Below are 12,729 nucleotides of genomic sequence, written 5' to 3'. Positions count from 1 at the left end.
ATTCGGGGGTGGCGGCGACGCTAACATCGCCACGCGGATGCCGCTGTCCGGAACCGGACCCTTAGTGGGCGTTGTTCGCGGAGTTCGGCCGCCCAGCTCGCCGCGCGCTGCCGACCGCGATACGGCCGACCGGCGGCGGCGACGCGGGCTGGGCTTCCGGGGGCGTCAAGCCGTTGCCGCCGGGCGGATGGGGTGGGGCCTGCTCGAGTTGGGATAGCAACGCTGCGACGTCCTCGTGCCAGCCGCGGAGTTCAGCGACCGTCGGCCTACGGCATCCCGGCGATTTTGTACGTCTCGATCCGCAGAGTTAACGGAGAAGCCGAAAGGGGCATAGGTACTGGCAAGCCCGATCCCGGGATCTGACATATCTTTCCAGTCCTGGCCGGCCAGCACGAAGGTCGGCCATCCGGGGGGTCCCTGCCCTGGACCACGGTCATCCGCAGGACGGCGTCCGGATCTTGGTGCCCGCGAGCGTCAGCCCGGCGGTACCGCGCATTGTCCGCGGCAGATGCGAGCATGCGTAAGCCTAGACTCGCCGTCGAAGCTCGGCCACCTCGCCCAGCCGCTCGAGCTTGTGCGGGTTGCGGATCGCGTAGATCTGGGTGATCCGGCCGTCCTCGATAACGAACGACACGGCCGTGTCGTTCTCGCCGCCGGGGTCGATGCGCGCCGCGACGCCGCCGTTGAGGTCGACGATGAAAGCCCTGGCGTCGGGCGCGACCTCGGCGAAGCGGGCCATCACCGGGGCGAGCTTCGCGGCCCCGCGGACCGGCTTCGGGATTGTCGGGGCCAGGCCGCCGCCGTCGCCCACGACGAGCACGTCGGGAGCCAGCACCTCGAGCAGTCCGGGCACGTCGCCGGTGGTCAGCGCGGCGAGGAACCGCTCGACCACCTGCTCCTGCTCGGTGCGGCTCACCGACATCCGCGGCCGGCGCGCCGCCACATGCTTGCGGGCCCGCGTCGCGATCTAGCGCACCGCCGCCGGCGACTTGTCCAGCGCCTCGGCGATCTCGTCATACGGCACGTCGAAGACCTCGCGGAGCACGAAGACCGCGCGCTCCGTCGGTAGCAGCGTCTCGAGTACCGCCAGCATGGCGATCGACACGCTCTCCGCAAGCTCGACGTCCTCGGCGACGTCCGGGCTGGTCAGCACGGGCTCGGGCAGCCACTCGCCCACGTACTCCTCGCGCTGCCGCGCGAGCGTGCGCAGCCGGTTGAGGCAGAGCCGGGTCACGATCCGCACGAGGTACGCCCGGGGGTCCCGGACCTCGCAGCGCTCGGCCTCGACCAAGGCTGCCCACCGCAGCCAGGTCTCCTGCACCACGTCCTCGGCGTCGGCGACCGAGCCGAGCATCTCGTAGGCGACGGTGAACAGCAGGCTGCGGTGGGCGACGAAGGGGTCCTCGCTCATGACGCGGACGCTACTCCCGGTCGCTCGGCCAGCGGCTTTAAGCCGCACGTGGCGGCGAAGCCGTCGGATTCGATGCCGAGCGCCACGTTGCCACGCGTGCTCATGTTCGCGAATGCGATCACCGAGGTGAGCTCGACCACGGCGGAAGGTCCCAGCTCGGCGTGCAGCCGGTCCACCAGCTCGTCGGTCACGGTCGGCGGTGTCTGGCTCATCGCCTCGGCGTACTCCAGGACGTCCCGCTCCAGCGGAGTGAAGACGTCCGCCTCTCGCCACCGCGGGATCTCGCGCGCCTTCTCCACGTCGAGCCCCTTGTTGCGGGTCTCGAAGTAGTTGAAGTCCAGGCACCACGTGCAGCCGACTAGCGACGCGACCGCCATGTGGGCGAACGACTTCAGGCCCTCGTCGCAGGCGTCCCACTTCTGCAGCTTGCCGCCGAGGCCGAAGCTGGCGAGCAGCACCTTGGGGTTGTGCCAGTAGACGCCCACCGCCGTCGGAACCTTACCCAGTTTCTTCTCGATCATCCGCTTGATCAGCGCTCCCTTGACGCCGGTGATCTCGGCCGGGGGGATGCGGGTCGTGTGCTCCATGTCTCCTCCTGCGTCGGTGGCTGTGCCGACGGGGTGGTAGGTCGTCATGCCATGGAGACACCGGCCGAGCCGTAGATGTGACATCGAGCGGGAGAGACGACTGGTCTGTTCGTCGCAGTCGGCGTCGTGTACTCGATCGTGGTTCAGGCGTCCTCGGGATCGAGGAGATCGCGGTCTTGACCTTGGCGTTTTAAGCGCACGGTGACCGAGACGTCCGCGCCCGACTTGAGTGCCGCGGCCGGGGCGCAGCGGAATGACCTTCCGTACGGGCGAGCGGAATGCGGCAGATCAGGATGTCGGCGGTGTTCGGCGGTGACGACAAGACCCAAAGTCGGGTCGGCACATGTCCGGCTGGGATGATCGTGGCCATGTGGTTGGAGTCGCGGTGACGGCTACGCCGGATCGTGGAGTGGTGCCGGTACACGGTTCGTTGGCGGTCTATCCCGGTACGTTCGATCCGTTCACCCCGGGGCACCGCGACCTTGTGGCCCGTGCCCGGGTGATGTTTGACCGAGTCATCGTGTTGCTGGCGGTGAACGCCGACAAGCGACCAACCGCCGAGGCCACGGCCAGGGCCGTACGCGTGCGCGACGCCATGCCGGCAGCCTGGGGCAATGTCGAGGTGGACACCTGGACCGGCCTGACCACCGCCTACTGCCAGCGCCGCGGCGCCACGGTCATCGTCCGCGGCCTACGTACGGCCGCGGACCTTCGCCACGAGTACCAGCTCGCTGCGATGAACGAGCAACTCGGCATTCAGACCGTCTGGTTGCCGTCCCGTCCGCAGCTGGTCGCCACTTCGTCCACGGTCGCACGCGCATACCGCTCGGCACAGTCGGCCCGTCCGTCACTGAACGCTGAAGAGTGACCCCCAGGGGTACCGGAACGGCGGCAGCGCCTCGAGGTGGGATGGGCTCTTCTCGGTATAAAGGCGCGCGGGCGCGGCTCCGTCATGCGTTCGGCCGGGGCGTTCGTCGACTCGGCTCTGTACGCGGCAGTGACGTGTGCGGGTGCCGCCTTTGATCTCGCATGCCGAATCGGCGGCTTACGACTTCGTGCGCGATAGGACGGTCGGTGGCGTCGGTCCGGCGTGGGTGATGATCTTCGGGTGTCGATCCGGTGGGCTCGTCGTGTGTTCAGCCATCCCGCGTTCACCGGGATCTCCCGCCGGCATCTGCACCTGTTACGGACTGAGCTGCGTGTGGTGTGGCTGGCCGGGCGTGAGGGCCGGCTGTATGCCCGTCGGGGCGGTCACCGGCGGCGGGCTCCCGGTGCCGGCCGTCGTCTGGTCCTGCGGTTCACCGACCGGTTGGTGATCACCCTCTCCCATCTGCGGCTGGGCGTGCCGCACGAAGCCCTAGCCGCGGCGTTCGGGGTGGATCGCTCGACCGTGACCCGGGCGATCGGGCAGGTCCGTCCACTGCTGGCCCGTCGCGGGTTCGCCCGTCCCAGCGGGATCCGGCTGCACACCCTGGCGGACGTGTTCGCCTACGCCGCCGCCGAAGGCGTCACACTGCGGATGGATGCCACGGAGATCCGGGTCCGCCGGCCACGCGTCGGCCGGCCCGGGCGGAAGGCGTTCGTGTCGGGCAAGGCGAAACAGAACACGATCAAGGCCACCGTGGTGGCCGACGGGTACGGCGCGACCCTGTGGTGCGGTGGGCACCGGCCGGGCCGGATGCACGAGTCCACCGCCGCCCGCGTCGAGGGCATCGATGCCCAGCTGGACGCCTACCCGCAGGTGAAGGTCCTGGTCGACGCCGGCTACCAAGGACTGGCCAAGGCCCATCCCCGCCAGGTCACCGCTGCACCGCTGAAACTACGCCCCGGCGCACCACCCGCCAGACAGGCCGCCTGGGAAGCAGAGCGTAAACACCAATCGTCCCAACGGATCCCGGTCGAGCACGCCATCGCCGAACTGAAGTGGTGGCGACAACTACAACGGTTCACCGGCCGCCGCGCGTACCACGACGAAGGAGGCCCCAGTGGCAGAGTGCGACGGCCGGCAGTATGTGGGGATCGACCTGCACCGGCGGCGCAGTGTGATCGTGCGGATGACGCCAGACGGCGAGCGGATCGGGCCGGTGGTGCGTATCGCCAGCGATCCGGTCGAGTTCGCCGCGCAGGTCAGTTCGTGGGGCGAGGTCCCGGAGGTGGTGCTGGAGGCCACCTACGGCTGGTACTGGGCTGCGGACGTCCTCGCCGACGCCGGCGCCACGGTGCACCTGGCTCACCCGTTGGGGGTGAAGGGCTTCGCGTACCGGCGGGTGAAGAACGACGAGCGTGACGCGGCCGACCTGGCTGACCTGCTGCGCATGGGCCGCCTGCCTGAGGCGTGGATCGCGCCGCCGCAGGCGCTGCGGGAGTCGGTGCGGCATCGGGCCAAGCTCGTCGCGCTGCGTTCCGGGCTCAAGGCGCAGGTCCACGCCGTGCTTGCCCGGCAGGGCGTCACCCTGGCGTCCTCGGACGTGTTCGGCGTCGCCGGCCGTCGGCAGCTCGATGAGCTGCGGCTCGATCCGCCGTTCCAGGCCCGTGTGCTGTCCCTGCTCCGGTTGATCGACGCGTACACCTTCGAGATCGACCTGGTTGGCAAGCGGATCAGCGCCGAGTTGAAGCACCACGCGGGATTCACGGCGATCCAGGCCCTACCCGGCGTGGGCCCGGTGCTGGGCGCGGTGTTCGTCGCCGAGATCGGCGACGTCACCCGGTTCACCCGTCCGCAGCAGCTGTGCTCCTGGGCCGGCATGACACCCCGACACCGCGAGTCGGACACGAAAGTCCACCGTGGGCGCATAACCAAGCAGGGCAACAACCTCGTCCGCTGGGCTGCGGTCGAAGCCGTTCAACGCGTCCACCACGGTCCCCTCGCCGCCACCAAGGCGCGGCTCGCCTTCCGGCGAGGCAACAACATCGCCAAGGTCGCCGCCGCCCGCGAACTACTCACCCTCGTCTTCTACGGCCTACGCGACGGACACATCCGTTGCCTGGCCACCACCCCGGCATGAACACCCCGGTCCCGGCGCGGCCAGGCGCGAGGTCGTTGTCTGTCTGACCCCCGCTGGCGTGGTCGAGTGATTCTGATTGACCCCGCCTGGCCGCGGCCGTTTCACTTCACGCCACCGACCCGCGTGGCGAAGGAATGACCGGCACCGGGACACTCCCGGCTTGCCAACCCGTCCACATTACGGACGGTGAAGAAACGGCCACCCCACAACTTCACCCGTGAGAGTCTCCCGGCGCACCGATTCTGCGCCCTACGGGATCGGCGTCAACCAAGCCGCTGACGCGGTCGACCTCCAGTCGAGTCTTGACCCCGACCCCTTACCGGCGGTTGTCAGCACCGAGCCGGGAATCAGCACAAACCGGTCGCAGCAGTCCGACCAAGAAGGGTTGACACGGCCCCACTCCTTCAGGAATGACAGACCGATCAGCAGGCCGCGCACTGTCGGCGGCAGATCCGGACGCCGAGAGAGCTTGGGCGGACAAGTCGATCAGGTGGTCGAGGGAGCGGCCGAGCCGATCGAGCTTGGTGACCACCAGACCTTTCTACTTTGGGACGCATCGCATGGACCCGAGGGGAGGGCCTAATAGAGGCGCTGGAGCGCGGCCTCGTACTGCTTCTTGACGCGGTCGAGGTCCTCTTGTCCGTAGTGCGAGGCCTCGACCAGCACCTCGTACACACCGACCGCGTCGTGGCCCAGCAGGTCAACTTCGCCCGCCACCGAGCGGCCGCGGTAACGGTCGATGTTCGAGGCGTCGCCGGGGCGGCGTTCCCGCTGGTACTTGGCCAACAACCGGGCCAACCGGGCCCGGGCGTCCGCGGCGTGGGCCATCAGATCCGCCGGCGCGGACGGGGCATCGTCCCTCACCTCGGGTCCGTTGCCGGCGAGCACCTCCCGCACACGACCCGGGTCCCCCTTCGAGGGGTCCAGCCAGTGGTAGGCCCACAGTGCCCTGCGGGCGGCGCTGACGGCCTGACGTCCCTTGCCCAGCCGATCCCACAGCAACGCCTGGTCGTAGCACGTCGAGCCGAGCACCCACACGTTCCCAAGGTCGGTCGGTTCCGCCCGCTGCAACCGCGTAGCGATCCGCTCCGCCCGCATACTCGCCAGCACCGCGTCCCGCTCGGGTCGGCACCCGATACAGCCGGGCCGACCGCAAGGTCACCTACAAGTGCGCCGAGCCGACTGCCCGATGCCGAACCGTCGTCGCTGACACCGTCGATGACGCGGTTGCGTCCCCGCTGCTGAAAACCGTTACGGAGCAGCAGATTCAGGTCGCGCTAACCGCCGCGGACGAGGTCACCGACCGGCAGGTACGCACGCACCGGGCCGCCGAACTCGCGGTGGACCCGCTACGAAGCCGACCGCGCCGAACGGGCCTTGCTACAGGTGGAGCCGGAGAACCGCCTCGTGGCGCGGACCCTGGAAACGCGGTGGGAGACCAAGCTGGCCGCCCTCGCCGAAGCCGAGGCGGCGTTGGCGACCGCCCGAGCCGTCAAGCCTCCAGTGCCTGACCATGAGGCGCTGCGCGCGCTGGCCGCGGACCTGCCTCGGCTGTGGGACGCGCCGACGACGAGTCCCCGCGACCGGAAACGGTTGCTGCGCACGCTGATCGCTGACGTGACGCTGCTGCTGGAACAGGACTCGGACGCGGTCCGTATCGGGGTGCGCTGGCACACCGGCGCCACCGACGAACTGGTCGTCGAGCGCCGTGGACCGGGCCGGACCCCGCCGCAGGCCCTCGCCATCGTCCGCCAGTACGGTGCCACACACAGCAACGTCGAGATCGCGCAGATGCTCAACGACGCCGGCCTGCGCACCGGCAAGAACCTGGGCTTCACCCCGCGTCACGTCGCTGCGGTTCGCGGCATCTACAAGATCTTCACCCCGCGAACCGTCGCCGTCGGGATGGCGAGGTCAGGGTCAAGCAGGCAGCCGAACAACTCGGTATCCCCGCTGACGCAATCTACAACTGGCTGCGCCACGGGCAGGTTCCCGCCCGCACCCGCGCCGGTCGCTGGTGCATCCCTGGGACGACCGGACTCAGGAGATCTACCAGCAGAAGGTCGCGGGCTCGTTGCGGCTCAAGCCCCGACGGTCCGCTGACTGACGCCGCCGAGCCGCTACGCCCCCAAATCCCACTCGCTTGCTGCCGACGCGGAACTGAACGGGCGCCGGGAGCGACTACCAGAGGACATGGCAGGCTTCACGCTTGTTCCACCGCAGGTCACAGGGAGGGCGGCTCGGATGCCGGCTATGGTCCGACGAGGCGCGGTCATCGCCACCGCTCTGGTGATCATGCTGCTCGGATCAGGGCAGGCGGCCCTCGCGCACGGGGTCGGTGGGTCCAGCGACACCGTTGGCGGGTTCGTGTGGTTGGGCACCAAGCACATGCTCGCCGGCTGGGATCACCTGGCGTTCGTCGGCGGGATCCTGCTGTTGGCCGGGCAGGTGCGGCGAGCGGCGAAGCTGATCTCGCTGTTCGCGCTCGGGCACAGTGTCACCCTGTTCACCGCCACCGTCGCCGACTGGCACGTCAACCCGGTGCTGGTCGACGTGGTGGTGGCGTTGAGTCTGGTCTTCGTCGGCGTGGTCGGGCTGCGGGGCCGGCCGAAGAACTGGACGTGGTTCGCTGCCGCCGTGCTCGGCTTTGGCCTGGTCCACGGGCTGGGCCTGTCGACCCGCTTGCAGGACCTAGGACTGCCGGCAGACGGCATGATCCCCCGGGTGCTGGCCTTCAACGTCGGGGTGGAGATCGGGCAGCTCATCGCCGTGGTCGCCATGTTCATGCTCGGCGACGTGCTCAGCCACTACCTGCCGAAGCTGCGCAACCCGCGCCTGTCCCACGGGCTGCTCGTGACCGCTGGTGTGGTGGCCGCGTCGATCCTGGCCCTCACCTCCCCGGGTGAGGTGCTGCGGCCGGTGCAGGCCGACCCTGCGGTGGGTGCCTGCACGGTCCGGGACCGTACGGAGACCTTCCCGTTCGGTGTCGGGCACCCCGTCAAGTCCTTCTTCGAGCCGGGCGAAACCGTGCCGGCCACCTCGTTCGGGCACGTCATCGGCGACGGCTACGTCATCGTCACCTACCGGCCGGACCTGGCCGCCGACCAGCTCGCCCAGGTGCGCGCGTTCGTCACCGATCCCGCAGCCGGCCGGGTCGTCGGCGGCCCCGCCCCGGGGCAGGCCGAGGCGGTCAAGGCCGTACACGCCTACAACACCGCCGTCTGCGACACCGTCGACATCGACGCCGTCGGCCAGTTCACCCGTGACTGGTTTGCCGACCCCCGCTCCACGCCCGCCGAATAACCACCCCGCTCAGTCGTGCTCCGGCGCGCCGGTCACCCGGTGCGACGCCGCGTGCAGCACCTCGGTCACCAGCCGACGCACATGCCCGCCCCGGGCCCGATGCAACGCCCGCCGGCCGTCGCGCCGCACGGTGACCAGCCCCGTTAGCCGCAGCTTGGCCAGGTGCTGCGACACCGCCGGCCGGGCCGTCCCCACCGCCGCCACCAACGCGGTCACGTCATGCTCGCCCTCGCTGAGCAGGCACATCAGCCGCAACCTAGTGGGGTCGGCCAACATCCGCAGCATCTCCGTGGCCGCCTCGACCTCCGGCACGCCAGGCAGGCGTTGTTGCAGGTCACTGGCATCTGCAACGTTGTCGCGTGCGTACATGAGCACATAATATCGCTGTCGTTCAGGAAATTCGGCGTCAAAGGCGACCGGCGGACCTGGGGGTACGGGGTGAACGACCACGCACACGACCATGACCACGGGCGCGGGCGCGGGCGCGGCGGTCATGATCACGGTCACCCGCCCGCGCACCACGACCGCGCCGGGCGACTCGCCGCCTGGGGGCACCGGCTGATCCACGCCGTCGTCCCGCACTCGCACGACTCCCGAGCGAAGATCGACCCTGCCCTGGAGTCATCCCGCGTCGGGCTGCGCGCCCTGTGGATCTCACTGGTCGGCCTCGGGGTCACCGCGCTCGCCCAGGCGGCCATCGTGGTGGTCTCCGGCTCGGTCGCCCTGCTCGGCGACACCCTGCACAACGTCGCCGACGCCCTGACCGCCGTGCCCCTCGCCATCGCGTTCCTGCTCGGCCGCCGCGCCGCGACCCGCGCCTACACCTACGGCTACGGCCGGGCCGAAGACCTCGCCGGCGTCATCATCGTCCTCGTCATCGCCGGCTCCGCCGTCGCCGCCGCATGGACAGCAGTCGACCGGCTCCTGCACCCCACGCAGGTGACCCACCTGCCCTGGGTAGCCGCCGCCGGCCTCGTCGGCTTCGTCGGCAACGAACTCGTCGCGCAATACCGCATCCGCGTCGGCCGCCGTATCGGCTCCGCAGCCCTCGTCGCCGACGGCCTGCACGCCCGCACCGACGGCTACACCTCCCTCGCCGTGCTCGCCGCAGCCGGCGGCGCCGCCCTCGGCTGGCACTGGGCCGACCCGGTCGTCGGCCTGGCCATCGCCGTCGCCATCACCTTCGTCCTCAAAGACGCCGCCCGCGAGGTCTACCGCCGGCTGATGGACGCCGTGGACCCCGAACTGGTCGACCAGGCCGAAACCGCCCTACGAGCCGTCAACGGCGTCCAGGACGTCACCGCGGTGCGACTTCGCTGGATTGGCCACCACCTACACGCCGAAGCCGACATCGTCGTCAACGCCGACCTCACCCTCGTCACCGCACACGAGATAGCCGCCGACGCCGAACACCAACTCACCCACGCCGTGCCCCGGCTGACCACCGCCACCGTCCACACCGACCCCGACAGCCACCCCGGCCGACACCACCACACCGACCTGTCCCGGCCGTCATAATCCCGCTGCACAAGCCCGTACGGCGCCGACGACGGCTCACTGGGGTGATTACGAGTACCACCGGGCAGCCTGACATGATCTTCAAAACACCAGGTCAAACCGCTAAACGAGTTTTGGCACCGTATAGGGCGCTGGGTGCCGATCACGTGATCGACTACGGCAGCGCCGACGTCGCCACCGAGGTGCTGCGGCTGACCGACGGCAGGGGCGCCGACCTGGTGCTGGAGTCGGCCGGCGGGGCCGCCTTCGGCGCGAGCCTGGCTGCGGCCAAGCGGGTCACCGGCCGGGTCGTCGTGTACGGCGTGGCCGGCGGCGAGGCTGCGATCACCAACTGGAAGCTGAATTTCACCCATCAGATCCACGTGATCGGCCTGCACATCGGCGTGCTGATCGAGACCGCACCGCAGATCTTCGGCGAGCTGATGGACGAACTGTCCGCGCTCATTGCCGCCGGGGTGTTCACCCCCGGCCGACCCACCGTGTACGACCTGGCCGACGGGCCGAAGGCGCTCACGGAGATGGAGGCGCGGGCCACCGTCGGCAAGCTGGCGCTGCAGCCCTGAGCGGACCAGACCCAACGTCAGGTGGTGGGGCCCGTCGGCCCCCAGCACGCGGCTGACGGGCGGGTGGACGCCGTGGCGTCCACCCGCCCGTGGTCGTCACACGATTCCGGCCTGGCCTACGCGCCGGTGCGGTACACAGCAATCTCGGTCATCGTCGGCGTGTACTGCTCCGTCGCGATCTGCTCGGTGAGCGCCACCCGGAGCCGGGAGGTCGTGACGCTGCCGAAGCCGGTCACGGTCAGGTCGTGCCCGATGCCGTCGGCACGGCTCGCGAAGGTCACCCAGGCGCCGGTCCCGGCATCCCATCGCTGCAGTTCGAACTTCTGGACCCGCGGGTTGGTGCCCGAGTCGGTGTACTCGTCCAGGTACACCTCGTCGAAGGTGGTGTCCGCGCCGAAGTCGATGTCAAGCGTGATCGGGTAGGCCGCGTCGTCGGCCGCTGCCCAGCGGGTTGCCGGATCGCCGTCGGTCAGGTTCACCGCGCCCAGCGTGCCGTTCAAGCCGGAGTGGGTCGAGCTCGCGGTGACCGGTTTGCCCAGGGCGAGGTTGACCCGGTCGTCGCCCGGCTCGTCCTCGATGGGGTTGTCGTCCACCGGGTCGGTGACCTTTTCGCCGATCCGGCTTTCCGCGATGCCGATCTCCGGTGCGTTGCCGTAGTAGATGTGTGTGCCAAGAAAGTCCTTGGTGCCCAGGTGCGGATTGTACCGGCCGGCGTCAATGAGTGGCGAGTCCCCACGGAGTTTGAAGTGCGCCGCGGCCTTCCGGATCCGGTCAACGCCCGCCCCGGTGATGTACTTCGCTGGGTCGCCCACAAACTTCGGGTCGACCCGCACCCCGTCCGGGTCGGCCGGTTCCTGACTGGAGTGGGTGCCGCTCGCCTCGTAGTAGGCGTTGTTCGAGAACACCGCGTGGCGCAGGGCGCCGGTACGGCGGTACCACGGCGTCGACGCCGTCGTCGAGCTGTTGTAGAAGATGTTGTTCAGGAAGTAGACGGTGCTCAGGAACGTCTCGTCGTGGACGTAGTCGAGGTCCGCACCGTCGTACACGAAGGTGTTGTTCATGAAGTAGGTCGGAGAGTAGTTCGTCGACAGCATGTTCTTCACGAGCACGCCGTTGTCGTTGACGCTCAGGTTGTAGCGAGCGACCGAGTTGGAGCTGTTGCCCATGTACGACATCCAGCCCGCCGCGTTGTCGTGTGAGTAGTTGAACTGGTACGTGACGTTGAAGTTCGTGTACTCCAGGTCCCACGGGGTGCCGTCGTACTCGTTGTTCGGGCCGCCGTAGACCTCGTTGAACTGCATCACCGAGTCGGCGCCCGCCCAGAGGTAGAGCGCGACGGACACGGAGTCGTAGCGCTCCAGATACCCATTCACTTCGTTGTATTCAACCGTCATGTTCTTGGTGTTGGCGAGCTGGATCGCGCCCTGGCCGATGCTCTCGGCGTAGTTGTGGCCGATGTAGACGTCCCGGCTGTACAGGTCGCGGGTACGCACCCAGAGCTGTTCCCAACCCTCGTGGAACTTCCCGCTCTCGTCGTACTGTCCGGCGTCCACTCCGTCGGCGGCGAACCAGTTGAACGCGAACTGTATGGCGTGTAGTTCGACGTTCTCGAACGTGTTGTCCTCGATCCGGACGTCCTTGAAGTAGTAGCCGCCGGTGCCGTACTCCTTGTAGCTGCGGCTGCCGAAGACCTGGAAGTTGACGCCGCCGTAGTGGATCCGCTGCCAGTAGCTCGGGCCGTCGAGGTTGTGGACGTAAACGTCGGAGATGCGGAAGTGGTCCATGATGCTGTCCGCGCCGGCCGGCAGCAGGTCGGCGTTGATCGAGACCATGATGCCGTCGCGGACGTAGGACCCGGCGGTGATGTTGGTCGCGAAGTCGTCGTCGTTGGACAACTCGACGTTGTTGATGTCGAAGTACTGCTGGTTGCGCAGCACGATCGCGCCGGTCAGACCGACCGTCGCGGGGTTCTTCACCCCGCCCGCCAGGAAGGGGCTTGGCACGTTGCCGTTCGTCGCGATGTACGGCCGGCCGGCGCTCGCGTCGCCGTACGCCGAGATGGTGATAGGCCGGCCCGCGCTGCCCGAGCCCTTCGGCCACAGCTGCTCGTCGTGCCACTGCTCGCCGGCCTTGAGCAGGATGCGGTCGCCGGGCCGGAACGTGGTCGCGTTCGCCCGGGCCAGGCTGCGCCAGGCGGTCTCCGGCGAGGTTCCGGCCGCAGTGTCGCGACCGTTCGTGGCGTCGATGAAGTAGTCCGTGCCGCCGGTCGGGTTCGGCGTGTTGCCCGGCCAGTCCGACTTGGCTGCGGTGCGGGTGTGGTCCGGGGCGGCGGTGGCGGGGGC

12 protein-coding genes and 1 pseudogene are annotated in these 12,729 nt (G+C 69.0%); 7 read left to right on the top strand and 6 right to left on the bottom strand.

Annotated elements, in window-relative coordinates; translation table 11 throughout:
• Positions 1-526: 526 nt before the first annotated feature.
• The 3 genes from C1I99_RS34825 to C1I99_RS21890 are packed head-to-tail and all read right to left on the bottom strand — an operon-like array spanning position 527 to position 1,998.
• On the bottom strand, positions 527-916 hold the full coding sequence (locus C1I99_RS34825; RefSeq protein WP_325049228.1) for a nuclear transport factor 2 family protein: 390 nt from the start codon (positions 914-916) through the stop codon (positions 527-529).
• Between the two features lie 51 nt (positions 917-967).
• The gene (locus C1I99_RS34820) at positions 968-1,411 is read right to left on the bottom strand and encodes a sigma-70 family RNA polymerase sigma factor (protein ID WP_325049227.1); all 444 of its coding nucleotides are present in this window, start codon (positions 1,409-1,411) and stop codon (positions 968-970) included.
• Entirely contained in the window at positions 1,408-1,998 is a 591-nt protein-coding gene (locus C1I99_RS21890) for a carboxymuconolactone decarboxylase family protein (RefSeq protein WP_111136091.1), read from the bottom strand. The genes C1I99_RS34820 and C1I99_RS21890 overlap by 4 nt, the downstream gene beginning before the upstream one ends.
• A gap of 343 nt (positions 1,999-2,341) precedes the next feature.
• Between C1I99_RS21890 and coaD the strand changes: the two genes are divergently transcribed.
• The 3 genes and pseudogenes from coaD to C1I99_RS34130 all read left to right on the top strand — a co-directional run bounded on the left by coaD (position 2,342) and on the right by C1I99_RS34130 (position 5,003).
• A complete protein-coding gene (coaD, locus tag C1I99_RS21885; protein WP_111136090.1) occupies positions 2,342-2,866 on the top strand; it encodes a pantetheine-phosphate adenylyltransferase in 525 nt (174 codons plus the stop codon).
• Between the two features lie 222 nt (positions 2,867-3,088).
• A pseudogene (locus C1I99_RS35025) lies at positions 3,089-3,934 on the top strand (transposase); the annotation flags it as partial.
• A gap of 49 nt (positions 3,935-3,983) precedes the next feature.
• On the top strand, positions 3,984-5,003 hold the full coding sequence (locus C1I99_RS34130; protein WP_111136089.1) for an IS110 family RNA-guided transposase: 1,020 nt from the start codon (positions 3,984-3,986) through the stop codon (positions 5,001-5,003).
• 579 nt (positions 5,004-5,582) lie between these two features.
• Here C1I99_RS34130 and C1I99_RS21865 read toward each other — a convergent pair.
• Positions 5,583-6,113 (bottom strand): hypothetical protein, encoded by a 531-nt coding sequence (locus C1I99_RS21865; protein ID WP_146604015.1) that lies wholly within the window; start codon positions 6,111-6,113, stop codon positions 5,583-5,585.
• Between the two features lie 297 nt (positions 6,114-6,410).
• Between C1I99_RS21865 and C1I99_RS21860 the strand changes: the two genes are divergently transcribed.
• Positions 6,411-7,106, top strand: coding sequence for a hypothetical protein (locus tag C1I99_RS21860; protein ID WP_146604014.1), 696 nt, complete (start codon positions 6,411-6,413; stop codon positions 7,104-7,106).
• A 141-nt stretch (positions 7,107-7,247) separates the two neighbouring features.
• The gene (locus C1I99_RS21855) at positions 7,248-8,306 is read left to right on the top strand and encodes a HupE/UreJ family protein (protein ID WP_158554092.1); all 1,059 of its coding nucleotides are present in this window, start codon (positions 7,248-7,250) and stop codon (positions 8,304-8,306) included.
• 9 nt (positions 8,307-8,315) lie between these two features.
• Here the strand turns inward: C1I99_RS21855 and C1I99_RS21850 are convergent, their stop codons facing one another.
• Complete coding sequence (locus C1I99_RS21850; RefSeq protein ID WP_111136093.1) at positions 8,316-8,675, bottom strand: ArsR/SmtB family transcription factor; 360 nt, start codon at positions 8,673-8,675, stop codon at positions 8,316-8,318.
• A 69-nt stretch (positions 8,676-8,744) separates the two neighbouring features.
• Here C1I99_RS21850 and C1I99_RS21845 point away from each other — a divergent pair, with 69 nt between their 5' ends.
• Together C1I99_RS21845 and C1I99_RS21840 are read left to right on the top strand one after the other, a co-directional pair.
• The gene (locus C1I99_RS21845; RefSeq protein ID WP_199562336.1) at positions 8,745-9,824 is read left to right on the top strand and encodes a cation diffusion facilitator family transporter; all 1,080 of its coding nucleotides are present in this window, start codon (positions 8,745-8,747) and stop codon (positions 9,822-9,824) included.
• A 74-nt stretch (positions 9,825-9,898) separates the two neighbouring features.
• Positions 9,899-10,387 carry a zinc-binding dehydrogenase gene (locus C1I99_RS21840; RefSeq protein ID WP_111136085.1) on the top strand — a complete coding sequence of 163 codons (489 nt, stop codon included), beginning with the start codon at positions 9,899-9,901 and terminating at the stop codon, positions 10,385-10,387.
• A gap of 116 nt (positions 10,388-10,503) precedes the next feature.
• Here the strand turns inward: C1I99_RS21840 and C1I99_RS21835 are convergent.
• Positions 10,504-12,729, bottom strand: a 2,226-nt coding sequence (locus tag C1I99_RS21835) for a discoidin domain-containing protein (RefSeq protein WP_111136084.1), incomplete at its 5' end; no start/stop codon positions are given.

It is taken from the genome of Micromonospora deserti, assembly GCF_003236335.1.
GTDB classification, from domain to species: domain Bacteria; phylum Actinomycetota; class Actinomycetes; order Mycobacteriales; family Micromonosporaceae; genus Micromonospora; species Micromonospora deserti.
This window is presented reverse-complemented; position numbering and strand designations above follow the sequence as displayed.